This window comes from Brevundimonas vesicularis, from assembly GCF_027105095.1.
In the GTDB taxonomy this organism is placed as follows: Bacteria; Pseudomonadota; Alphaproteobacteria; order Caulobacterales; family Caulobacteraceae; genus Brevundimonas; species Brevundimonas vesicularis_E.
On the sequence record NZ_CP114278.1, the window covers coordinates 2,367,604 to 2,389,775 of the forward strand.

Consider the following 22,172-nt stretch of genomic DNA (forward strand, 5'->3'; position numbering starts at 1 on the left):
CTCAGGATCCGAGAGCGATGATGTAGCGGAAGGCGTAGCCCAGGCCGGTGTCCACGATCCAGAAGAAGATCGAGGCGATGATGACCATGATGAAGACCATCACCGAGGTGATCCAGGTCTCCTTGCGGCTGGGCCATACGATCTTGCGGCCTTCGGCGCGCACCTGGCTCAGAAACTGGCCGGGGCTGGTGCGGGGCTTCTTGGGCTCGGGCGAATCGACCGTGATGGCGGCGGCGCCGGCCGCCTGAGGCTTGGCGCCCATCTGGGGCTTCGCGCTGCCTTGAGGCCGCTTGCCGGGAGTTTTGGCCTTGGCCATCAGTTGCTCTTCACACAATTGTTCCTGTCGCCCCAGATGGGAAATCCCATCCGGAAGCGACAGGGGGGATTGGCAGGAGTTGGGGGACTCGAACCCACGACCCCCGGTTTTGGAGACCGGTGCTCTACCAGCTGAGCTAAACTCCTAGACTACCGCGCAAACCCGAAAGGTCCGTGCGTTCGCCAGAGGGGGGCGTATGCCCGACACCGCCCGCCATTTCAAGGGCGATGTGACACTTGCGATCAGTCTTCCAGATGCGCGGCGATGGCGTCCCGCTCGTCCTCGGCCTTCACCAGTTCCTTGAAGATCAGCTTGTCGATGCGGCGGTCGTCCATATCCACGACCTCGACCTCGAATCGACCGACCTGCAGCACCTCGCCCTCGTCCGGGACACGCGAGATCTGGTGCAGAATCAGGCCGGCGACAGTGTGGAAGCCTTCATGCTCGCCGAAGTCCTCGCCCAGGGTGTCGGCGAGATCGTCAAGGTCTGTCTGGCCGTCCACCAGCCAGGTGCCGTCCGCGCGTTGATGGATCCAGGCCTGCTCCTCGTCATGGCCCTCGTCGAAGTCGCCTGCGATCATCTCCAGGATGTCGGTCGCCGTCACCACGCCTTCGAAGGCGCCGTATTCGTCGACGATGAAGGCCATGTGGACCCGCGAGCCCTTCAGGATCTCCAACGCCTTCAGCACCGATGTCGACTGAGGAATAAAGGCCGGCTCGGCGACCAGCGGCTCCACATCGATCTTGCCGGTCGTTAGAAGGGCGTCCAGCAGGTCCTTCTTGTGCACTAGGCCGAGCGGATTATCGACGTCGTTCTCGCGCGCCACGACGATGCGCGAATAGGGGCAGGTGCGGATTTCCTCGCGCACCACCTCCTCGGGGTCGTCCAGGGCGATCCAGAACACCTCGTGGCGCGGCGTCATGGCCACCCGCACCGGACGGTCGCCCAGGCGCATGATCTCCTCGATCATCTCCTGCTCTTCCGGTTCGATCAGGCCGGCCGAGGTGCCCTCGGCCAGAATGGTGGCCACCTCTTCCTGCGTCACGTCCGATCCGTCGCGATCCTTGACGCCCAGCAGCTTCAGAATGCCCGAGGTCGAGGCGGTCAGCAGCAGGACGAAGGGCTTCAGCACGATCGCCAGCGTCGAGATCGGCTTGGCCATCTTGGACGCCACCGTCTCGGGGAAGATCAGCGCCAGGCGCTTGGGCACCAGTTCGCCGATGATCAGCGAAACATAGGTGATGCACACGACCACCACGGCGGTCGCGAAGAATTCGGTGTATTGCGCCAGCGCCGGGAAGGCGACTTCCAGAATGCGATCCAGCTCGCCCGCGATGGTCGCCTGACCATAGGCGCCCGCCAGAATGCCGATCAGGGTGATGCCCACCTGAACCGCGGACAGGAACTGAGTCGGTTCTTCCGACAGTTTCAGCGCCGCCCGCGCCCCCCGGTCGCCCCGTTCCGCCCTCGCCTGCAGCTTGGATTTCCGCGAGGAGACGACCGCCAATTCAGTCATGGCGAACAAGCCGTTGAGCACCACCAGGAGCAGAACGACAGCAATAGCGATGAGTAACATCTAGGGGGTTTTGGGGACCGACGCGGCGCGACAGACGGCGTCCGCAGCGCTACATTAGGGCAGGATCGCGACCAGCGCCACGTTTTCCTTGCGCTCAGCCCGTCCGCCCGGCTTCGACCGAGCCGTAGGCGCCCGAAACCGGCCGGCCATTGGCGTCATACTGGGTCGCGCAGGCGCTCATGCCCAGCACGGTGCCGATGAAGATACCCAGTCGAATGGCGCGTCGCATTTGGTTACCGAAAGATTAACGTCCGATGCGAACGTAAATCCCGGTCAGCGGTTGCAGGCAATCGTGCTCGCCCTGAGCGCGAGCGCAAAAAAGGGGGACGCCGCGAAGCGTCCCCCCTTCTTCGTCCTTGATCCGACCTCGCCGATCACACCTTGATCGGCAGCGCCGTCCGGATGTGGACATCCTTCAGCTGGCGCTCCTCGGCCTCGGTCGGGGCGTTCATCAGCAGATCCTCGCCCTGCTGGTTCAGCGGGAAGGCGATGACCTCGCGGATGGCCGTCTCGCCGGCCAGCAGCATGACGATCCGGTCGATGCCGGGGGCCAGGCCGCCGTGCGGCGGGGCGCCGAAGCGGAAGGCGTTCAGCATGCCGCCGAACTGCTCCTCGACCACCGAGGCGTCATAGCCGGCGATCTCGAACGCCTTCAGCATGATCTCGGCCTTGTGGTTCCGGATCGCGCCCGAGCACAGTTCATAGCCGTTGCAGACGATGTCGTACTGATAGGCGCGGATGGTCAGCGGGTCCTGATTCTCCAGGGCCTCCAGCCCGCCCTGCGGCATGGAGAAGGGGTTGTGGCTGAAGTCGACCTTCTTCTCCTCTTCCGACCATTCGAACATGGGGAAGTCGACGATCCAGCAGAATTTGAACTGGTCTTCGTCCACCAGCTTCAGCTCCGTACCGACGCGCGTCCGCGCCAGGCCGGCGAACTTGGCGAAGGCCGCAGGCAGGCCGGCGACGAAGAAGGCGGCGTCGCCCTGCCCCAGACCAAGCGACGACATCAGGGCCTCGGTCGGTTCCTGACCCAGGTTCTTGGCGATCGGGCCGCCCCAGGCGCCCTGATCCTCGGACCAGAAGATATAGCCCAGGCCCGGCTGGCCCTCGCCCTGCGCCCAGCTGTTCATGCGGTCGCAGAAGGCGCGCGAACCGCCCGTGGGGGCCGGAATGGCCCAGACGGCGTTCTTGTCGTCCGCGCCCAGGATTTTGGCGAACAGGCCGAAGCCGCCGTCGCGGAAATGATCCGACACCACCTGCATCTTGATCGGATTGCGCAGGTCCGGCTTGTCCGAACCGTACCAGGCCATCGACTGGGCGTAGGTCAGGCGCTCGAAGCCCTTGTGCTCGAACGTCTCGCCGAAGTCGTTGGTGAAGGTATGGACGCCGTCGATGGCCGAGACCGGCTTGCCCTCGCCGAACTCCTCGAACACGCCGTGCATCAGCGGCTCGATGGCGGCGAAGACGTCTTCCTGCGTCACGAAGCTCATCTCGACGTCGAGCTGGTAGAACTCCAGCGAGCGATCGGCGCGCAGGTCTTCGTCACGGAAGCACGGCGCGATCTGGAAGTAGCGATCAAAGCCCGAGACCATCAGCAGCTGTTTGAACTGCTGCGGCGCCTGGGGCAGCGCGTAGAATTTGCCCGGATGCAGTCGCGACGGCACCAGGAAGTCGCGCGCGCCTTCCGGCGACGAGGCCGTCAGGATCGGCGTCTGATACTCCAGGAAGCCCTGATCGACCATGCGACGGCGGATCGAGGAGATCACCTTGGAGCGCAGCACGATGTTCTTGTGCAGTCGCTCGCGGCGCAGATCCAGGAAGCGGTTGGCCAGGCGGATATCCTCGGGATATTCCTGATCGCCGAAGACCGGCATCGGCAGTTCGGCGGCTTCGGACAGCACCTCGACGCCCTGGACGCGCACCTCGACCTCGCCGGTCGGCAGGTTAGGGTTCACCACCGAAGCGTCGCGGGCGACCACCTCGCCATCGACCTTGATCACGCTCTCGGCGCGCAGACGCTCCACGGCGGCGAAGCCAGGCGTCTCAGGGTGCAGCACCAGCTGCGTCAGGCCGTAGTGGTCGCGCAAGTCGATGAACAGCAGGCCGCCGTGATCGCGCTTGCGGTGAACCCAGCCCGACAAACGAACAGCGGAACCAGCGTCGGAGGCGCGCAGGGCGCCGCAGGTGTGAGAGCGATAGGCGTGCATGAAACGAACCGTCTGGAGTCTCTGGGCGGTGGAATCCGACGCCGTCGGCGCCCGAAATCGAAGCGGCGTAGGGCGCATCATCGCCCCGGAAAGTCAAGGTTTCAGCCGTTGCAAAGCCCGCCGCCGCGCATGATATCTGACGCTTCCATCCCGTCCGAGGCCGCCATGTTCATCGTCACCATCACCTACACCCAGCCCATCGAAGCCATCGAGGCGCGGACGGTCGAGCATCGCGCGTGGCTGGATCAGCATGTCGCCAGCGGCCTGATCATCGCCGCCGGGCCGATGGTGCCGCGCACCGGCGGCATTCTGGTGGTGCGCAGCGGCGGGACCAAGCAAGAGCTGGAGACCTTGCTGAAGGACGATCCGTTCCAGGTTCACGGCCTGGCCGATTACACGGTGACCGAGTTCAAGGCCGGCAAGCTAAACCCCGCCCTGGCCGAATTCGCCTGATTTCATCCACAGGGGCGCGGTTCGCTCCCCGCAACCAACAGCGCGGGCCTGACGCGGTTAACGCCGGCCTCTGCTATGACAGGCGCATGTCCGCGCTGAGCGCCCTGCCCCCGACGACGACCGAACAGCTGCGTCTGCCGCTGGAGCGGCCCGTTGCGGGCGAGGCCTTCGTGACGTCCGACAGTAATGCCGAGGCCGTGCGCGTTCTGGCCCGCTGGCCCGACGGCGTGGGCGCGGTGCTGGCGCTGCACGGCCCCCCGGGATCGGGCAAGAGCCGCCTCGCCGCCGACTGGGCCGAGAGGATCGGCGCCGTGCCGCTGAACGGCGCCGAGGCCGCCCTGATTGATCCGCTGGAACTGGAAGGCCGGCCGGTCCTGCTCGACCGCGCGGCGGACGCCGACGACGAAAGCCTTTTTCATCTGATCAACCTGGCCAACTCCGGCGGGGGCGCCCTGCTGCTGGTGTCGCGTTCGGCGCCGCGTCAGTGGTCGGTCGATCTGCCCGATCTGCGTTCGCGGCTGGACGCCGTGCGCGCCGTCGCCATCGCCTCGCCCGACGACGCGGTCCTTTCGGCCATCCTGCGCGCCCGCTTCGCTGAACGCAGCATCACCCCGTCCGACGACGTGATCGACTATCTGGTGCGCCGCCTGGACCGCTCGGCCGAGACCGCCGCTTCGGTGGTCGAACGTCTGGACGCCCTTCACCGCCCGGTCACGCGCGTTCTGGCGCGTCAGGTGCTGGACGCGATGGACGCCGCCGCCGACTGACCCGCGACATTTTCTCGGCGCCCGCTTGCGGCCGTCACACACGCGCGCGAGAACCGGTTCATGACCGACGCCGCGATCCATGACGACACCCGAGGCGAAGAGGTTCCCGCCTCTCGCGCCCCTCAACTGGCGCTGAGCGAAGAGCTGATGGCCTCGCCCAGCCGGTTCTTCAATCGCGAAACCTCGTGGCTGGCGTTCAACGAACGCGTGCTGGAAGAAGCGGCCAACCCCAACCACCCGCTGCTGGAGCGGCTGCGGTTCCTGTCCATCTCGGCCAATAACCTGGACGAGTTCTTCATGACTCGCGTCGCCGGCCTCAAGGGTCAGTTACGCGAACGGCTGCGCGTCCTGTCCGCCGACGGCCTGACGCCCGCCGAACAGCTGGAGCGGATCAACATCGCCGCCGGCGAGCTGATGGCCGAACAGCAGCTGCGCTGGCGTCAGCTGAAGAAGGAGCTGACCGTCGCCGGCATCGAGATCGTCGATCGCCAGAAGATCACCAAAACCGAGCGCGAACGTCTGGAACCCGAGTTCCTGAACCAGCTCTTCGCCGTCCTGACGCCGCTCGCCATCGACCCGGCACACCCCTTCCCCTTCCTGCCCAACCTCGGCTTCTCCCTGGCGCTGAAGCTGAAGCGCAAGGGCGAGACCAAGACCTTCTACGCCTTGGTGCCGGTGCCGACCCAGGTGCGTCGGTTCTGGGAACTGCCGACCGACGGCCGCTCCACACCGGGGCACAAGCGGTTCATCACGCTGGAAAACGTGCTGCTGCTGTTCATCGACCACCTGTTCCCCGGCTGCGAGGTTCAGGAAAAAGGCGTGCTGCGCCTGATCCGCGACTCGGACATCGAGATCGAGGAAGAGGCCGAGGACCTGGTACTGGAGTTCGAGGAAGCCCTGAAGCAGCGTCGTCTGGGCTCGGTGGTGCGCGTCAAGATCGAGGCGTCCATGCCTGTCGATCTGCGCGACTTCATCGTCGGCGAGCTGGAGGCTGCGCCCCAGGACGTGGTTCTGGTGGACGGCATGCTGGGTTTGGCCCAGCTGTCGGATCTGATCCCCGGCGGCCATCCGGACCTGAAGTTCAAGGGCTATGAGCCGCGCTATCCCGAACGCGTCCGCGACAATGGCGGCGACGTCTTCGCGGCCATTCGCGAAAAGGATCTGCTGATCCACCACCCGTTCGAGAGCTTCGACGTGGTGGTTCAGTTCCTGCGTCAGGCCGCGCGCGACCCCAATGTCATCGCGATCAAACAGACGCTGTACCGCACCTCCAAGGACAGCCCCATCGTCGCCGCCCTGATCGAGGCGGCCGAGAACGGCAAGAACGTCACCGCCCTGGTCGAACTGAAGGCCCGCTTCGACGAAGAGGCCAATCTGCGCTGGGCGCGGGCGATGGAGCGGGCCGGCGTCCACGTCGTCTTCGGCTTCGTCGAATACAAGACCCACGCCAAGGTCAGTGTCGTCGTCCGGCGCGAGGGCGAGGGCCTGCGCACCTACTGCCACTTCGGCACCGGCAACTATCACCCCGTCACGGCCAAGGTTTATACCGACCTGTCGCTGTTCTCCTGCGACCCCGTCCTGGGGCGCGATGCGACGCGGGTGTTCAACTACATCACGGGCTATGCGACGCCGGACCACCTTGAGGCCCTGGTCGTCTCGCCGCTGAACATGAAGGCCACGCTGATCGAACTGATCGGCAAGGAGATGTCGGCCGCCGCCATGGGCAAGCCCGCCGCCATCTGGGTCAAGCTGAACGCCCTGGTCGATGTCGAGATCATCGACGCCCTTTACCGGGCCAGCCAGTGGGGCGTGCGGATCGATCTGGTGGTGCGCGGCATCTGCTGCCTGCGTCCCGGCGTCCCGGGCCTGTCGGAGAATATCCGGGTCAAGTCGATCGTCGGCCGCTTCCTGGAACACAGCCGCATCGTCTGTTTCGCCAATGGCAAGGACCTGCCGCATGACAAGGCCAAGGTCTTTATCTCTTCGGCCGACTGGATGACGCGAAACCTGGATCGCCGGGTCGAGCTGATGACGCCGATCCGCAACGCCACCGTCCACGATCAGGTGCTGGACCAGATCATGGTCGCTAATCTGAAGGACGACGCACAAAGCTGGGTGCTGGACGCCGAAGGGCGCTATACACGCGTCACCCCCGCCGATCCTGAGCGGCCCTTTTCGGCCCACAAATACTTCATGACAAATCCCAGCCTGTCCGGGCGCGGCCGCAAGGCCAAGAGCCTGCCCGCCGTCCTGCGCTACGAGCGTCCGGGCCGCTGATGCCCGACATCATGCTTACCGACCGCGACATCGCCGCGATCGACATTGGTTCAAACTCGGTTCGCCTGGTCTTGTACCGGCTGGAAGGCCGCGCGATCTGGACCGTCTATAATGAGAAGGTTCTGGCCGGCCTGGGCCGCGACCTGCCGACGACGCGCAAACTGTCGCCCGAGGGCGTGGTCATGGCGATGACGGCGCTGCGCCGTTTCGCCGCCGTGCTGGAAGGCGTGCGGCCTGACGCGACCCTGATCGCCGCCACCGCCGCCGTGCGCGAAGCCTTGGACGGGCCGGAGTTCTGTGAACGGGTCGCCGCCGAGACCGGCCTCCAAATCCGCGTCCTGTCGGGTGAGGAAGAGGCCAAATATGCGGCCATGGGCGTTTTGGCTGGCGCCCCCCTGGCCAACGGTGTCTCGGCCGACATGGGCGGCGCCAGTCTTGAGCTGACCCGGCTGAACGGAGACGGCGTCGAGAACGGCCTGACACTGCCGCTGGGTCCTTTTGCTCTGGCTGACGGCAAGGCCTTCGACGCCGAGCGCATCAAGGCCCGTATCGATCAGGCCCTGAAACCGGTCGCAGGCCAGTTCAAGAGCGAGCGCCTCTACGCCGTGGGCGGCGCTTGGCGGACCCTGGCTCAGGTGCAGATGGGCCTGAAATCCTATCCGCTGAAGGTCGTGCATCAGTATCAGATGTCGGCCGAGGAGGCGCTGGAGACCGCGCGTCTGGTGGCGCAGCAGTCGGCGGCCAGCCTGGCCAAACTGCCCGGCGTATCGAAGAAGCGCGCCGAGACCCTGCCCTACGCCGGGCTGGTGCTTGAGGCGTTGATCAAACATCTCGGTCTCAAACAGATCGAGATGTCGGCCTGGGGCGTGCGCGAGGGCCTGCTTTTCGAGACGCTGGACGAGGCGACGCGCACGGCCGATCCGCTGCTGGCCGGCTGCACCGCCCTGGGCGGTCGCCAGGGCGTGGCCCCCGCCCTGCCTGGCGCGCTCAACGGTTGGATTTCCGAGATCGTCGCCGCCCTGCCCGAGGTGTTCGGCGAGAAACGCGACGCTGTACTGGTCAGCGCCGCCTGCCGTCTGGCGGACCTGGGCGCGCGGCTGCACCCAGATCACCGGCTGGAGCTAGTCTTCGACCAGGTGCTGCGCGCGCCCGTCGCCGGCATCAGCCACAAGGAACGCGCCTTTTTGGCCAGCGCCATGAACGCCCGCTACGGCGGCGCGCCCGCCACGCCTCAGCCCGAGGTCATCGACCGCCTGCTCGACGCCGCCGCCGCCAAGCGCGCCCGCGCCATCGGCCTGGCCATCCGCCTGGCCTGCGACCTGTCCGGTCGCTCACCCCAGCTGATGGCCAACGCCACCGCCAAGGTCAAAGGCGGCGACCTGCGTCTGACCGCGACCGAAGGCTATGCCGACGTCCTTTTGGGCGAACAGACCAAAAAGCGCGCCAAGGCCCTCGCCGAGGCTATGGACCTGGGGCTGAAGATATAAAGCGACCCGTCTCCTCCCCACTTTGTGGGGGAGGTGGCGCGCCGTGACGGAGGGGTTCTTCAACGCTCACAGGCGCCCGTGGGACTTCAACAGCCCCTCCACCACTTCGTGGTCCCCCTCCCCATTGCATGGGGAGGAGACGTTCCCCTACTCGATCTCGACGACTTCCACCCGCGCGCCGTTCAGCACCAAGGCGATCTCGCCGCGCTTCAGCTTCAGCGCGTCCTCGCCGAAGATCTGGCGGCGCCAGCCCTTCATCGCGTCGATGTCGGCGTCGTCGCTGATGGCGATCTTTTCCAGGTCCGACACGGTGGCGATCAGCTTTGAGGCCACGCCGGCGTTGTCGCTCTTGGCCTTCAGCAGCACCTTCAACAGCTCCACCACCGACGGCGGGGCCGGCTGGCGATGGGCGGGGCGCTCCATCTCGGGCGCAAAGGCTTCGGGATCGGCCAGAACTCGTTTCAGCTCCTCGGCCAGTTCCAGACCCAGCCGTGAACCGCCGAAACCCTTGGGCACCGAGCGCAGGCGATTGAAGGCCTCGACATCCGTCGGGGTCTGTTGGGCGATCTCGTCGATGCCCTCGTCCTTCAGGATGCGGCCGCGCGGCTGGTCGCGCTCCTGCGCCGCCCGCTCGCGCCAGACGGCGACGGCCTTGAACGCCGCCAAATATTTGGCCGAGAACTTCTTGGGCTTCAGCCGCTTCCAGGCGTTTTCGGGATTGGTGTCGTAGAGGGCCGGATCGGTCAGGCTCTCCATCTCCGACATCACCCACTCCAGCCGGCCTTCCTTCTGCAGCCGGTCGCGCAGCTTGGGATAGAGCGCCGCAAGGTGGGTCACATCGCCCAGCGCATAGACCAGTTGGTTCTCCGACAGCGGCCGGCGCGCCCAGTCGGTGAAGCGGCTGCCCTTGTCCACCTCGATCCGCAGCATCTGCCGCACCAGCGAATCATAGGCGACCTGTTCGCCGAACCCGGCGGCCATGGCGGCGACCTGGGTGTCGAACATCGGCTTGGGCATGGCCCCAAGGCGCACGAAGATTTCTACGTCCTGTCGGCAGGCGTGGAAGACCTTCACGATCTTCTCGTCGCGCAGCAGGTTCAGGAACGGCTCCATATCCAGCCCCTCCGCCATCGGGTCGATGATGGCGGCGTGATCGGCCGAGGCCGCCTGGATCAGGCACAGCTTCGGCCAATAGGTCGTTTCCCGCATGAACTCGGTGTCGACCGTAATGAAAGGAGCGTTAGCTACGCGGGCGCAGAAATCGGCCAGCGCCTCGGTGGTGGTGATCGGCGTCATTCCGATGCTATAGCCCCGCGCATCCTACCTGTGGCAAGAGCCGCGCTGCATTTCCGCCCCGATTCAGGCCCGAGATCCCATGAGCGACACCCAAAAGCCTCTCGACAACGGTCTGACCTACGCCGATGCGGGCGTGGACATCGACGCGGGCGAAATGCTGGTCGAACATATCAAGCCGCTGGCCAAATCGACGGCGCGCCCCGGATCGGAGCCCTCGCTGGGCGGCTTCGGCGCCCTGTTCGACCTCAAGGCCGCCGGCTTCCAGGACCCGCTGATCGTCACCACGACCGACGGCGTCGGCACCAAGCTGAAGATCGCGATCGAGACCGGCCGTCATGACGGCGTTGGCGTCGACCTGGTCGCCATGTGCGTCAACGACCTGTTGGCCCAGGGCGCCGAACCCCTGCTGTTCCTCGACTATTACGCGACCGGTCGGCTCGAGATCGACGCCGCCCGCCGCGTCGTCGCCGGCATCGCCGAGGGCTGTCGCCAGGCCGGCTGCGCCCTGGTCGGCGGCGAAACCGCCGAAATGCCGGGCATGTACACCGAGGGCGACTACGATCTGGCCGGCTTCAGCCTGGGCGCCGTCGAGCGCGGCCACGCCCTGCCCTATCTGGATCGCCAGGCGGCCGGCGACGTCATCATCGGCCTGGCCTCCACCGGCCCGCACTCCAACGGCTATTCGCTGGTGCGCAAGGTGGTCGAGAAGTCCGGCCTGGCCTGGGGCGACGACGCCCCCTTCGCCAAGGACCGTTCGCTGGCCCAGGCCCTGATGGAGCCGACCCGCATCTATGTGAAGCCGGTCCTGCCCATCATGAAGGCGGGCCTGGTCAAGGGCGCGGCCCACATCACCGGCGGCGGCCTGATCGAAAACCCCCCGCGCTGCATCGCCGACGGCCTGCAGGCCCGCTTCGACTGGAACGCCTGGCCGATGCCCGCCGTCTTCCAGTGGCTGGCCGAGACCGGCGGCATCAGCGACCACGAGATGCGCCGCACCTTCAACTGCGGCGTCGGCTTCATCCTGATCGTCGCGCCCGAGAACGCCGAGCCGGTGCTGGCCGCCCTGCTCAACGCCGGCGAAGTCGCCTTCGTCTGCGGACAACTGGAAGCGGCCTGATCTCGTGACCACGCGCGTCGCCGTCCTGATCTCGGGGGCGGGCTCCAACATGGCGGCTCTGATCGACGCCGGTCAGGCGCCGGACAGCGGCTATGAGGTCGTGCTGGTGCTGTCGAACATCGAGGGCGCGGGCGGTCTGGCGATTGCGGCGGCCAAGGGCGTGGCGACAGCGGCCGTGGCGCACAAACCGTTCGGCAAGGATCGCGAGGCGCATGAGCGGGCGGTGGACGCCGTACTGCGCGACGCCGGCGTCGAGGTCGTGGCGCTGGCCGGCTATATGCGTGTGCTGACGCCCTGGCTGGTCGGCGGCTGGCGCGAGCGGATGCTGAACATCCACCCCAGCCTGCTGCCCCTCTATCCGGGTCTGGACACCCACGCCCGCGCCATCGCCGCCGGCGACGCCGAGGCCGGCTGCACGGTCCATCTGGTGACCGAGGGCGTGGACGAAGGCCCGATCCTGGGCCAGGCGCGCGTGCCGATCGTCGAGGGCGACACGGCCGAGGCCCTGGCCGAACGGGTCAAGACGGCGGAGCATCAGCTTTACCCGCAGGTGCTCGGCGACTTCTGCAAGGCGCTTGGACGGGCCTGACCCCTTCTCTTTCCGCTCATCCCCGCGAAAGCGGGGACCCAGTTCTGTTGCGGGCAAGCTGTCGCGGATAACCGACGGCCTCCAAAATCTAAACCTATGAGCGCCCCAAACTCTGCGTCCCCGCTTTCGCGGGGATGAGCGGAGGGGAGAAGAACCAAGATTACAAAAACGTCATGCGACAGACCGCCGCACCGGCGCAATGGTGCGCCCGACCTCAATCGGGACCCTCTCTATACATGACTCGCATTCGTCTGGTGGCCGCCTGCTCGGCCTGTATCGTCGTCGCTCTCACCGGCGGCGCGGCCTCGGCCCAGGACGCTTCGGCCCAGCATTCGCACGGCATGGCCGGCGCGGCCCACAGCCCCTTCGGCGCCTGGGGCTTCGATCTGGCCGGTCGCAACACCTCGGTGAAGCCCGGCGACGACTTCAACGAATACGCCAACGGGACCTATCTGCGCACGACCGAGATTCCGGCCGACAAGTCGCGCTTCGGCCCGTTCGACGTCCTGTATGAGAACGCCCAGTCCCAGCTGAAGTCGATCATCGAGACCAGCGCCGCCAATCCCGCCAACGAGAACGCCCGCAAGGTCGGCGCCCTGTACGCCAGCTTCATGGACGAGGCGAAGATCGAGCAGCTGGGCGCAACGCCGCTGGCCGCCGACCTCGCCGCCGTCAAGGCAGTCACCGACCACGCCGGCATGGCGCGCCTGATGGGCGAGAGCCATTCGGGCTTCGGCGGCTCCCTGTTCGGCATCGACGTGTTCGAAGACCTGAAGAACCCCAACCTAAACTCGGCCTATCTGGGTCAGGGATCGCTGGGCCTGCCGGACCGCGACTACTATCTGAAGCCCGACTTCGCCGCCCAGCGCGAGGCCTATCTGGCCTATCTGACGGCCACCCTGACCGCCATCGGCTGGGCCGATCCGGCCAAGACCGCCGCCGACATCCTGGCCTTCGAAACCAAGGTCGCCGACAAGCAGTGGACGACGGTCGAGCGACGCCAGATCGACAAGCTGTACAACCCGGCCAAGGCTTCGGACCTGGCGACCCTGGCTCCAGGCTTCGACTGGGCCGGCTTCCTGGCCGGCGCCCAGGTGTCGGACGTCGACACCCTGGTGCTGATGGAAAACACCGCCATCCCCGCCATCGCCCAGGTGTTCGCCGACACCCCCATCGAGACGCTGAAGGCCTGGCAGGCGTTCAACGTCGTCGATCAGGCCAGCCCCTATCTGTCAAAGGCCTTCGTCGACGCCCGCTTCGACTTCCGCGGCAAGACGCTGCGCGGCCAACCTGAGAACCGGCCCCGCTGGAACCGGGGCGTGGCTCTGGTGGACGGGCAACTCGGAGAGGTCCTGGCCCAGGAATACGTCCGCCTGCACTTCCCCGCCTCGTCCAAGGCCCAGATGGAAGCCCTGGTCGGCAATATCCGCGACGCCATGACCGAGCGGCTGAAGACCCTGGACTGGATGAGCGAGCCCACGCGCGAGCAGGCCCTGTACAAGATGTCCAAGTTCGGCGTGAAGATCGGCTATCCCGACAAGTGGCGCTCCTATGACGGGCTGGAGCTGAAGGCCGACGACCTGTACGGCAACGTCGAGCGCTCATCGGCCTTCGAATGGGCCTATAAGCGCGGCAAGATCGGCAAGCCGGTCGATCCGCTGGAATGGGGCATGACGCCCCAGACGGTGAACGCCTACTACAACCCGCCGCGCAACGAGATCGTCTTCCCGGCCGCCATCCTGCAGGCGCCCTTCTTCGATCTGAACGCGGACCCGGCCGTCAATTACGGCGGCATCGGCGCGGTCATCGGACACGAGATCACCCACGGCTTCGACGATCAGGGCCGCAAATCGGACGGCGACGGCGTGCTGCGCGACTGGTGGACGCCGGAAGACGCCGCCCGCTTCGAGGCGCGCGCCAAGGTGCTGGGCGACATCTATGACAAGCTGGAGCCGATCCCCGGCGTGCACGTCAACGGCGACCTGACGATGGGCGAGAACATCGCCGACCTGGGCGGCCTGCTGCTGGCCCTGGACGCCTATCACAAGTCCCTGAACGGCCAGCCGGCGCCGGTCATCGACGGGCTGACGGGCGATCAGCGCGTCTTCCTGGGCTGGGCGCAGGTCTGGCGCGAGAAATCGCGCGAGGCGGCGCTGAAGGAGCAGCTGACCACCGATCCGCACTCGCCCGGCCCGGTGCGCGCCGCGACCTCGCCGCGCAACATCGACGCCTGGTACGCGGCCTTCGGCGTCTCCCCGGACCAGAAGGAATATATCGCGCCCGACGCCCGCGCCCGCATCTGGTAAGGGCGCTGGACGCCAGACGTAGAAAAGGCCCGGAGCGAACGCTCCGGGCCTTTTTTGTCATCCGGGCTTTCGCCCAAGAGCCTTAGCCTGATTTAGCGGGGCTTGGTCGCCGCGCCGGCGACGGCGCCGATTGCGGCGCCGGCCACGGTCGAACCCGTGTTGCCGCCGATGACCTGACCGGCGACGGCGCCGCCCAGGGCGCCGGTGGCGGCGCGTTGTTCCATCGTCTGGCCGCAGGCGGCCAGCAGGGCCACAACGCCGATGACGGGGGCCAGTTTGATCATGGTCTTCATGGGTCTTCTCCGGGAGACGAACGAGATAATGACCACCAAACGACAAGGCCCGCGTCCGGTTCCGGGCGCGGGCCTATATAGTCACGCTATGCGAGGGGCTTCGCTCTCGTATAGCTCTTCTTTTTTGCGCTACGCTCGGGACGCGGTCCCTCGCGACTTGAGCGCCTTATGCTCGCGACTTGAGCGCTTAGCCGACGATCTGGTCATCGGTGAAGAACTGCGCGATCTCGATCTTGGCGTTGTCCTGGCTGTCCGAACCGTGGACCGAGTTTTCACCGATCGACAGGGCGAACTGCTTGCGGATGGTGCCTTCGGCGGCCTGTTCCGGGTTGGTGGCGCCCATGACTTCGCGATAGGCGGCGACGGCGTTGTCGCCTTCCAGCACCTGAACGACGACCGGCTCTGCCGTCATCTGCTCGACCAGTTCGCCGTAGAACGGGCGCTCGGCGTGCACTTCGTAGAATTTCTTGGCTTGTTCGGTCGTCAGCTTGACGCGGCGCTGGGCCACGATGCGCAGGCCGGCGCCTTCGATCACGGCGTTGATCGCGCCGGTCAGGTTGCGGCGCGTGGCGTCGGGCTTGATGATCGAGAAGGTACGTTCGGTCATGGGAATTGACTTCTTGTTGGGAGATTGAGTGTCGCGGGCTTATAGCGACCACCTCCCGCGTTTCCAACCGTCCCTTTTTGCATCCCTGACGCACGCCGCATGGCGACCTGCCGATTGAGGGACGCCGACCAATCGAAGAACCTTCGCCGCAATGCTCCAGATCACCGACCTGACCTTCAACGCCTGGGGCCGCAAGTTTCTCGTGGACGCCTCCGTCAGCCTGCCGCCCGGCTCCAAGGTCGGTCTGGTCGGCCGCAACGGCATCGGCAAGTCCACGCTGTTCAAGCTGATCCTGGGCGAGCTTCACGCCGCCGGCGACGAGATCAGCCTGCCCAAGACCGCCCGTATCGGCTCGGTCGATCAAGAGCATCCGGCGACCCCCGTCAGCGTCATCGACACCATTCTTGAGGCCGACGTCGAACGCCACACCCTGCTGGGCCGGCTCGAGACCGCCGAACCGGAAGAGATGGGCGAGATCTGGTCGCGCCTGATCGAGATCGACGCCGACGCTGCGCCCGCGCGCGCCGCCGAAATCCTGGTCGGTCTGGGCTTCGACCAGGAAAACCAGGCTCGGCCGATGTCCGAGTTCTCGGGCGGCTGGCGGATGCGCGTCGCCCTGGCCGCCGCCCTGTTCGCCGAGCCGGACATGCTGCTGCTGGACGAACCGACCAACTACCTCGACCTGGAAGGCGCCCTGTGGCTCGAGGCGCGGCTGAAGAAATACCCGCACACCGCCCTGATCATCTCCCACGACCGCGAGATGTTGAACGAGGTCTGCACCCATATCCTGCACCTCGCGAACCACACGCTGACGCTCTACACCGGCAACTACGACGCCTTCGAAAAGGCGCGCGCGGAAAAGGCGCGGCTGCAGTTGTCGGCCAAGGCCAAGCAGGACGCCGAGCGCGCCCACCTTCAGGCCTTCGTCGATCGCTTCAAGGCCAAGGCCTCCAAGGCCGCCCAAGCCCAGTCGCGCATGAAGCGGCTGGAGAAGATGCAGCCGGTCGCCACCACGATCGAGGAGCGGGTCGCCCCCTTCACCCTGCCCTCGCCGCCGCGCCCGCTGGCCCCGCCGCTGATCCGGCTGGAGCGGGCCAATGTGGGCTATGAGCCGGGCAAGCCGATCCTGCGCAATCTGAACCTGCGCATGGACCTGGACGACCGCATCGGCCTGCTGGGCGTCAACGGCGCGGGCAAGTCGACCTTCGCCAAGATGATCGCCGGCGCCCTGGACGTGTCCGAGGGCGAACTTCACCGCGACAGGAAGATGCGCGTGGGCTGGTTCCACCAGCACCAGATCGAGGCCATGGACCCGACCGACACGCCGCTGGAGATCATCCGCCGCGCCATGCCGGACGCGCCTGAAAGCGCCCGCCGCTCCAAACTGGCCCAGTTCGGTCTGGGTTACGAGAAGCAGGAGACCACCGTAGACAGCCTGTCTGGCGGCGAACGCGCGCGTCTGCTGCTGAACATGGTGGCGATGGACGCGCCCCACGTCCTGATCCTCGATGAACCGACCAACCACCTGGACATCGACAGCCGTCGCGCCCTGCTGGATGCCCTGAACGACTACAACGGCGCCGTCATCCTGATCACCCACGACCGCTCGCTGATGGAGATGGTGGCGGATCGCCTGTGGCTGGCCGCCGACGGCACGGTCAAGCCGTTCGACGGCGACATGGACGACTACGCCAAATTCGTCCTCGACCGCGCCAAACAGGCCATCGCCAAGCCCAGCCAGATCAAGAAGGAAGAGGCCAAGGCGAACTCAGGCGCCACTCAGGTAGAGAGCGCCCGCGGCGCGAACGATAGGGGCAACAAGAAGCGATCCGGCCCCTCGCCCTCGACCCTGCGCCATGCGGTCAAGAAGGCCGAGGAGACCATGACCCGCCTGACGGCCGAGATCGCCCGCATCGACGACGACATGGCCACCGCCTCGGTCAGCAATCCCAAGGCCCTGGAAGGCCTGACCCGCGCCCGCGCCAAGACCGAGGCAGATCTGGCCGCCGCCGAAGCCGCCTGGGTCGCCGCCGAAGAAGCCCTGGCGGAGGTCGCATGAAACCGATCGAATTCTCCAAGGAAGACCGCGCGGCGATCACCGCCAAACTGCGCGACTACTTCGCCCGAGAACTGGATCAGGAACTCGGCCAGCTTCCGGCCGAGATGCTGCTGGACTTCATCGGCACGGAGATCGGCGGCGCCTTCTACAATCGCGGCGTCCACGACGCCCAGCAACTGGTCCAGCAGAAGGCCGAGGACATCGTCGAGGCGCTGTACGGCCTCGAACGCGCGGCCCCCACGCGCTGACCGCCCCGCATCGCGGAACGGGTCGGCGCAATCGAAAACCGCCCGGCGCATTCACGCCGGGCGGTTGGATCGGTCGGCGTTTCAGGCCGGAAGATCTTCGGCCAGGATCGCCATTTCAAACATGAACGAGCCTTCCTCGTCCTCATCCTCGAAGACGATGCCGATGAACTCGTCGCCGACATAGACCTCGGCCGAGTCATTCTGCTTGGGGCGGGCCTTCACGATGATTCCGCCGGTGTTGAAGGTGCGCTTGAGGTGGGCCTCGATGCGCTTCAGGTCGGTGTCTTTCACGGGGGGCCTCATGGTCTGGACGTTGGCGGCGGACCCTAGAGACATCGGCGGTTCAGGGAAACCGGCGTCGCGCATTTTCCCGTCTCAGAGATACTTCATCCACCATTGCGAACTGCGCCGCTTGACCCCGCCGAACCATCGGCAGGCGAACCAGCAAGGCACGGCCAGGAGGGCCGCAAGCGCCCACAGCCAAGCCACTCCCGGCACGGCGAACCCGTCACCCTGATTCGGGCCGAACACGGCCAACGCCGCCAGGTTCAGCAGGTGCAGCGCATAGATATGCAGGATGTAGAAGAACAGAGGCGCCGCGCCGAACACGGCCAGCAAGCCGATCAACCGATCCGGCGCCTTCTCCAGCCCCGCCAGGATCAGCGCCCCGACCCCCAGCGTCAGCAGAAGGAAATCGGCGGACGGCGGATATTTGGTCAGGTTCAGCACGCTCATCACCGTCTGGATCGGCTTGGCCTGCACGCTCCAGGGCGTCGGATCACCGTACAGATTCGTCCCCCTCAGCACGACGAACAGGGCTAGAGCGCCCAAGCCTGTCAGCACCAGCCGCCGCAACCGCGTCCTCTGCTCGCCCATAAACCACGGCCCGATGGCATATCCCAACGCCGCCACCCCGATCCAGGGCAGCAGCGGATAGGAGGTCCGCACCTGACCACCCCAAGGCAGGTCGAGCATGCTGCGATCATGCATCACAGCCCAAAATACATGACCGGGCTGACCGGCTGCGATGGTGATCGGGTCCAGCAGGTTGTGCCCCAGGACGATCACCAATCCGACGGCGATCAGGGCGGGACGCGGCAGATGCACCAGCGCCGCCAGCGCGATCATCGACAGGCCGATGGCCCAGATGACCTGCAGATAGATGATCTGTGGCGTGAACGAGAAGCTCCAGCCGAACCCGACGACCGTCAGTTCCAGAACGACGAGAAACAAGCCGCGCTTCCACAGGAAGTCAGCCGCCGACCGGGCGCCTTGCTCCCCCTGGCCCTGCTTGTTGCCGTAAAGCCAGGCCCCCACCCCCGTCAGCGCCAGGAGGATGGGCGCACACAGATGCGCCGACAGCCGCGTGAAGAACAGGGCCGGCTCGGTCGTCTCCAGGTTCATGGGGTCCGAGACCTGGGCGTGGATGAAGAAAGACTCGCGCGCGTGATCGACCAGCATCAGCAGGATGACCAGCCCGCGCAGGGCGTCGATGGATCGAATCCGACCGACCGCTCGGACCGCGGCGGCTATCGGAGTGGCGAAGGCGGGGACAGGCGTTGCAGCGGTTGACATCGTCATACCGGAGCGGATAGCCGATATATTATAACGTTTCAAACGGAGTCTGCCTTGTCTCTCCTCCTGAGCTGCGCCGGCGCATGCCTGCTGGGCGCCGCCAACAGCCCCATCGTCACACCCGTCCCATTGCCCGTTGGGACGGCGGAACCCGCGACTGTCGGGGAGATTGTCGTTCTGGGCCGCCGTTCGGCGCCGCGTGATCTGACCCTGGGCGCAGGACCGATCACCGAGGCCATGTCGCCGTCCAGCCGCTCCATCGAGAACGATCTGATCAAGGCCGTGGGCGCGACGCGCCTGGCCGATGCGCTGGAGCTGGTCAGCGGCGTCAGCCAGCAGAACAATCGCGGCGGCGTCATGGACAACTTCGCCATCCGCGGCTTCCTGGGCACGCCCGACGGCGGGGCGGAATATTATGTCGACGGCTTTCTGGCCAATCGCGGCATGGCCCCGCCCCGCGACCCGGCCACGTCCGAGCGAATTGAGGTGCTGAAGGGGCCGTCCGGCGCCCTATTCGGCGATATTGATCCGGCGGGCCGCATCAATATCGTCTCCAAGACCCCGCGATTTGCCACCGCCGCCGTTTTCACCGCCACTGTGGGATCATTTGGCCTGCGTCGCGGCGAACTGGACCTGACCGGCCCGATCAACGACAACCTGGCCGGACGGCTTGTGGTGGCGGGCGAGACCTCGAACGGCTGGCGCGACTATGTCGGCCTGGACCGCACCGTGTTGGCGCCCTCCCTGACCTGGCGTCCCACCGATGATCTGCGCCTGACCTATGTGGGCGAGCTCACCACCTTCACGACCCTGTTCGACCGGGGGATGCCGGCGATCAACGGCGACGCGCTGTTCCTGCCGCCTTCGAACTACTACGGCGAGCCCGGCGACGGCGCGACCCGCTTCCGCAACGAACGGCACCAGATCACCGGCGACTACCGAATCAATGACGACTGGAGCCTGAACGGCGGCGTCGCCTGGCGCGGCGGCTCGCTGAAAGGCCTGTCCAGCGATCAGTCGCGCCTGGTCGGCGACCAGCTGTGGCGTCAGCGTCGCGGACGCGACTTCTCGGTCGAGGACCTGTCGGCCCGGCTCGAACTGAACGGCGTGGTCGAGACGGGACTGGGCGTTCACAACCTCGGTTTCGGGGTGAAGGCCTATCAGCTCACCTATGGCGAGAAGTGGCTGCGCATCAATCCGACTGCCGCCAATCCCTATCCGATCAATATCCTCAATCCCGTCTATGGCGCGGTCACGCCGCCGACGCCCCTGCCCTTCACCGACAATCTGGAAACGCGCGATGTCGTCACCTTGTACGCCCAGGATTTGTGGGAGGTGACCGACCGCCTCAGCCTGCTGGCCGGGCTGCGGTTCGACGACTACGACCAGACCATCCGAAACAACCGCACCGGCGCCGTCGGCGAGGCCAGCGATACGCCCCTGAAATACCGCTTCGCCGCCCGCTATCGCCTAACCGGCAACCTGACCGCCCACGCCAGCTATGGTCAGTCCTTCGTGCTGAACTCGGGCACAGGTCGCGACGGCTCCGGCTTCGCACCCGAGGATGGCAAGGGCTATGAGATCGGCCTGGCCGGCGCCTGGGACGGACTAGATTTGGCCGCCACCGTCTTCGACATCGAGAAGTCGAACATTCTGACGACCGATCCGGTCGATCCCAACTTCCTGGCTCCGGTAGGCAAGCTGACGACGCGCGGGATCGAGCTGGACGGCGCCTTGAAGATCGACGACGCCTGGCAGGTGGTGGCCAACTACGGCTGGACCGACGCCAAGGCCGACGACAGCGCCTTCGCCACCGACGCCGTGCTGAACGTGCCCGAACATTCCGGCTCGCTGTTCGTGATCGGTCGCTTCCCCACCATCCACGGCACAACCTGGTCATTCATGACCGGCGCGGCCTACGTCGGCGCTCGGGCCGGCGGCCTGGCGCTCGGCGCGCCCGAACTGCCCGCCTATTGGAAGGCCAAGGCGGCGCTGGACTACGGACTGACGCCCCAGGTCACGGCCCGCGTCGAGGTCGACAACCTGTTCGACGAGCGTTACGCCGCCAGCTCCTACAGCGCCCTGTGGATTTACCCCGGCGCCCCGCGCAGCGTCCGCGCCTCGCTCAGGATCGCCCTGTGAAGCGTCCGCTCAGATGACGAAATCGTACACCACATCGGCCAGGGTGTGATCCATGGTGCGGGCCGGTTCGGCGTTGGTCGGGCAGTTGACCAGCCGGGCCGGCACCCCCGCCACGGTGCAGCCGGACGGCACCGCCTTCAGCACCACCGAGCCGGACGCCACCTTGGCGTAGTCGCCGACGTGGATATTGCCCAGCACCTTGGCCCCGGCGCCCAGCAGGACGCCCTTGCCGATCTTGGGATGGCGATCGCCGCGCTCGGCGCCCGTCCCGCCCAGGGTCACCCCGTGCAGCATAGACACGTCGTCGCCGACCACCGCCGTCTCGCCGATCACGATGCCCGTGCCGTGATCCAGGAACAGACCCTTGCCCAGCCGCGCGGCCGGGTGGATGTCCAGTTGGAACAGTTCGGAAATCCGGCTCTGGAAGTGGAAGGCCAGCGTCTCGCGCCCCTGTCCCCATAGCCAATGCGCCACGCGCCAGCCCTGTAGGGCCTGGAAGCCTTTGAAATACAGGAAGGGCTGCAACAGGTTGCGGATCGCCGGATCGCGTTCGGCCACAGCCTGCAGATCGGCCTCAGCCGCCTCGACCATCGACGGATCGGCCTTGAACGCCGACAGACAGACCTCGCGAACCGACATGGCGCTCATTTCCCCGTCCGCCAGCTTGCGCGCGATCTGAAAGCTCAGCGCGCCCGCCAGGTCGTCGTGCGACAGGATCACCGCATTCATCTGCGAGCCCAGTTGCGGCTCCTCGCGCGACGCCGCCTCGGCCGAGGCACGCAGCTGACGCCACACGCTGTCGATTTCGGTTTCTGCGACGACTTCCAGCTTGGCCATGACCGGCTCCTTCGGCGAC

Annotated in this window: 20 protein-coding genes and 1 tRNA gene; 10 read left to right on the forward strand and 11 right to left on the reverse strand. The window is 66.3% G+C overall.

The genetic code is table 11. The annotated features are described in order from the left end of the window. Position 1: 1 nt before the first annotated feature. The 5 genes from secE to aspS all read right to left on the reverse strand — a co-directional run bounded on the left by secE (position 2) and on the right by aspS (position 4,100). Positions 2-316, reverse strand: coding sequence for a preprotein translocase subunit SecE (gene secE / locus O2K97_RS11820; protein ID WP_017506693.1), 315 nt, complete (start codon positions 314-316; stop codon positions 2-4). Between the two features lie 70 nt (positions 317-386). After that, a tRNA-Trp gene (locus O2K97_RS11825) sits at positions 387-462 on the reverse strand. A 96-nt stretch (positions 463-558) separates the two neighbouring features. Then, positions 559-1,893 carry a hemolysin family protein gene (locus O2K97_RS11830; protein ID WP_210416064.1) on the reverse strand — a complete coding sequence of 445 codons (1,335 nt, stop codon included), beginning with the start codon at positions 1,891-1,893 and terminating at the stop codon, positions 559-561. Positions 1,894-1,987: 94 nt separating this feature from the next. Next, the gene (locus tag O2K97_RS11835) at positions 1,988-2,122 is read right to left on the reverse strand and encodes a hypothetical protein (protein ID WP_255360388.1); all 135 of its coding nucleotides are present in this window, start codon (positions 2,120-2,122) and stop codon (positions 1,988-1,990) included. Positions 2,123-2,267: 145 nt separating this feature from the next. Beyond that, positions 2,268-4,100, reverse strand: coding sequence for an aspartate--tRNA ligase (gene aspS, locus O2K97_RS11840; RefSeq protein WP_269219402.1), 1,833 nt, complete (start codon positions 4,098-4,100; stop codon positions 2,268-2,270). Positions 4,101-4,229: 129 nt separating this feature from the next. On the opposite strand from aspS, the gene O2K97_RS11845 reads away from it, so the two are divergent. The 4 genes from O2K97_RS11845 to O2K97_RS11860 all read left to right on the forward strand — a co-directional run bounded on the left by O2K97_RS11845 (position 4,230) and on the right by O2K97_RS11860 (position 9,084). Further along, positions 4,230-4,553: a YciI family protein gene (locus O2K97_RS11845; RefSeq protein ID WP_258522486.1), complete on the forward strand. Its 324-nt coding sequence runs from the start codon at positions 4,230-4,232 to the stop codon at positions 4,551-4,553. Between the two features lie 86 nt (positions 4,554-4,639). Beyond that, positions 4,640-5,320 carry a DnaA/Hda family protein gene (locus O2K97_RS11850; protein ID WP_269219403.1) on the forward strand — a complete coding sequence of 227 codons (681 nt, stop codon included), beginning with the start codon at positions 4,640-4,642 and terminating at the stop codon, positions 5,318-5,320. A gap of 60 nt (positions 5,321-5,380) precedes the next feature. Further along, positions 5,381-7,597 carry an RNA degradosome polyphosphate kinase gene (locus O2K97_RS11855; RefSeq protein ID WP_055804537.1) on the forward strand — a complete coding sequence of 739 codons (2,217 nt, stop codon included), beginning with the start codon at positions 5,381-5,383 and terminating at the stop codon, positions 7,595-7,597. Continuing rightward, on the forward strand, positions 7,597-9,084 hold the full coding sequence (locus O2K97_RS11860) for a Ppx/GppA phosphatase family protein (protein ID WP_269219404.1): 1,488 nt from the start codon (positions 7,597-7,599) through the stop codon (positions 9,082-9,084). The genes O2K97_RS11855 and O2K97_RS11860 overlap by 1 nt, the downstream gene beginning before the upstream one ends. Positions 9,085-9,231: 147 nt before the next feature. Here the strand turns inward: O2K97_RS11860 and rnd are convergent, their stop codons facing one another. Continuing rightward, a complete protein-coding gene (rnd, locus tag O2K97_RS11865; RefSeq protein WP_269219405.1) occupies positions 9,232-10,380 on the reverse strand; it encodes a ribonuclease D in 1,149 nt (382 codons plus the stop codon). Positions 10,381-10,459: 79 nt separating this feature from the next. Here rnd and purM point away from each other — a divergent pair, with 79 nt between their 5' ends. The 3 genes from purM (at position 10,460) to O2K97_RS11880 (ending at position 14,392) form a co-directional block, all read left to right on the forward strand. Continuing rightward, a complete protein-coding gene (purM, locus tag O2K97_RS11870; RefSeq protein ID WP_269219406.1) occupies positions 10,460-11,497 on the forward strand; it encodes a phosphoribosylformylglycinamidine cyclo-ligase in 1,038 nt (345 codons plus the stop codon). 49 nt (positions 11,498-11,546) lie between these two features. Further along, positions 11,547-12,086: a phosphoribosylglycinamide formyltransferase gene (gene purN / locus O2K97_RS11875; RefSeq protein WP_419466122.1), complete on the forward strand. Its 540-nt coding sequence runs from the start codon at positions 11,547-11,549 to the stop codon at positions 12,084-12,086. 236 nt (positions 12,087-12,322) lie between these two features. Then, a complete protein-coding gene (locus tag O2K97_RS11880; RefSeq protein WP_269219408.1) occupies positions 12,323-14,392 on the forward strand; it encodes a M13 family metallopeptidase in 2,070 nt (689 codons plus the stop codon). 92 nt (positions 14,393-14,484) lie between these two features. Here O2K97_RS11880 and O2K97_RS11885 read toward each other — a convergent pair whose 3' ends face one another. Both O2K97_RS11885 and ndk read right to left on the reverse strand, forming a co-directional pair. Next, on the reverse strand, positions 14,485-14,685 hold the full coding sequence (locus tag O2K97_RS11885; RefSeq protein ID WP_017504673.1) for a YMGG-like glycine zipper-containing protein: 201 nt from the start codon (positions 14,683-14,685) through the stop codon (positions 14,485-14,487). A 187-nt stretch (positions 14,686-14,872) separates the two neighbouring features. Then, complete coding sequence (gene ndk / locus O2K97_RS11890; protein WP_017504672.1) at positions 14,873-15,292, reverse strand: nucleoside-diphosphate kinase; 420 nt, start codon at positions 15,290-15,292, stop codon at positions 14,873-14,875. A gap of 151 nt (positions 15,293-15,443) precedes the next feature. Here ndk and O2K97_RS11895 point away from each other — a divergent pair, with 151 nt between their 5' ends. Both O2K97_RS11895 and O2K97_RS11900 read left to right on the forward strand, forming a co-directional pair. Continuing rightward, on the forward strand, positions 15,444-17,351 hold the full coding sequence (locus O2K97_RS11895) for an ABC-F family ATP-binding cassette domain-containing protein (RefSeq protein ID WP_269219409.1): 1,908 nt from the start codon (positions 15,444-15,446) through the stop codon (positions 17,349-17,351). Continuing rightward, entirely contained in the window at positions 17,348-17,599 is a 252-nt protein-coding gene (locus O2K97_RS11900; protein ID WP_055754806.1) for a DUF2164 domain-containing protein, read from the forward strand. The genes O2K97_RS11895 and O2K97_RS11900 overlap by 4 nt, the downstream gene beginning before the upstream one ends. 81 nt (positions 17,600-17,680) lie before the next feature. Here O2K97_RS11900 and O2K97_RS11905 read toward each other — a convergent pair whose 3' ends face one another. Further along, positions 17,681-17,890 (reverse strand): DUF3126 family protein, encoded by a 210-nt coding sequence (locus tag O2K97_RS11905; RefSeq protein WP_017504669.1) that lies wholly within the window; start codon positions 17,888-17,890, stop codon positions 17,681-17,683. Positions 17,891-17,974: 84 nt separating this feature from the next. Continuing rightward, on the reverse strand, positions 17,975-19,174 hold the full coding sequence (locus O2K97_RS11910; protein ID WP_269219410.1) for a DUF1624 domain-containing protein: 1,200 nt from the start codon (positions 19,172-19,174) through the stop codon (positions 17,975-17,977). Between the two features lie 54 nt (positions 19,175-19,228). Between O2K97_RS11910 and O2K97_RS11915 the strand changes: the two genes are divergently transcribed. Continuing rightward, positions 19,229-21,316: a TonB-dependent siderophore receptor gene (locus tag O2K97_RS11915; RefSeq protein ID WP_269219411.1), complete on the forward strand. Its 2,088-nt coding sequence runs from the start codon at positions 19,229-19,231 to the stop codon at positions 21,314-21,316. A 9-nt stretch (positions 21,317-21,325) separates the two neighbouring features. Here the strand turns inward: O2K97_RS11915 and cysE are convergent, their stop codons facing one another. Then, a complete protein-coding gene (gene cysE / locus O2K97_RS11920) occupies positions 21,326-22,153 on the reverse strand; it encodes a serine O-acetyltransferase (protein WP_026108345.1) in 828 nt (275 codons plus the stop codon). Positions 22,154-22,172: the final 19 nt, after the last annotated feature.

Excerpts from the sequence above, each read along its gene's own strand:
- secE (WP_017506693.1), bottom strand. The coding sequence starts at position 316 with ATGGCCAAGGCCAAAACTCCCGGCAAGCGGCCTCAAGGCAGCGCGAAG.
- O2K97_RS11830 (WP_210416064.1), bottom strand. The coding sequence starts at position 1,893 with ATGTTACTCATCGCTATTGCTGTCGTTCTGCTCCTGGTGGTGCTCAAC.
- O2K97_RS11835 (WP_255360388.1), bottom strand. The coding sequence starts at position 2,122 with ATGCGACGCGCCATTCGACTGGGTATCTTCATCGGCACCGTGCTGGGC.
- aspS (WP_269219402.1), bottom strand. The coding sequence starts at position 4,100 with ATGCACGCCTATCGCTCTCACACCTGCGGCGCCCTGCGCGCCTCCGAC.
- O2K97_RS11845 (WP_258522486.1), top strand. The coding sequence starts at position 4,230 with ATGATATCTGACGCTTCCATCCCGTCCGAGGCCGCCATGTTCATCGTC.
- O2K97_RS11850 (WP_269219403.1), top strand. The coding sequence starts at position 4,640 with ATGTCCGCGCTGAGCGCCCTGCCCCCGACGACGACCGAACAGCTGCGT.
- O2K97_RS11855 (WP_055804537.1), top strand. The coding sequence starts at position 5,381 with ATGACCGACGCCGCGATCCATGACGACACCCGAGGCGAAGAGGTTCCC.
- O2K97_RS11860 (WP_269219404.1), top strand. The coding sequence starts at position 7,597 with ATGCCCGACATCATGCTTACCGACCGCGACATCGCCGCGATCGACATT.
- rnd (WP_269219405.1), bottom strand. The coding sequence starts at position 10,380 with ATGACGCCGATCACCACCACCGAGGCGCTGGCCGATTTCTGCGCCCGC.
- purM (WP_269219406.1), top strand. The coding sequence starts at position 10,460 with ATGAGCGACACCCAAAAGCCTCTCGACAACGGTCTGACCTACGCCGAT.
- purN (WP_419466122.1), top strand. The coding sequence starts at position 11,547 with ATGGCGGCTCTGATCGACGCCGGTCAGGCGCCGGACAGCGGCTATGAG.
- O2K97_RS11880 (WP_269219408.1), top strand. The coding sequence starts at position 12,323 with ATGACTCGCATTCGTCTGGTGGCCGCCTGCTCGGCCTGTATCGTCGTC.
- O2K97_RS11885 (WP_017504673.1), bottom strand. The coding sequence starts at position 14,685 with ATGAAGACCATGATCAAACTGGCCCCCGTCATCGGCGTTGTGGCCCTG.
- ndk (WP_017504672.1), bottom strand. The coding sequence starts at position 15,292 with ATGACCGAACGTACCTTCTCGATCATCAAGCCCGACGCCACGCGCCGC.
- O2K97_RS11895 (WP_269219409.1), top strand. The coding sequence starts at position 15,444 with ATGCTCCAGATCACCGACCTGACCTTCAACGCCTGGGGCCGCAAGTTT.
- O2K97_RS11900 (WP_055754806.1), top strand. The coding sequence starts at position 17,348 with ATGAAACCGATCGAATTCTCCAAGGAAGACCGCGCGGCGATCACCGCC.
- O2K97_RS11910 (WP_269219410.1), bottom strand. The coding sequence starts at position 19,174 with ATGTCAACCGCTGCAACGCCTGTCCCCGCCTTCGCCACTCCGATAGCC.
- cysE (WP_026108345.1), bottom strand. The coding sequence starts at position 22,153 with ATGGCCAAGCTGGAAGTCGTCGCAGAAACCGAAATCGACAGCGTGTGG.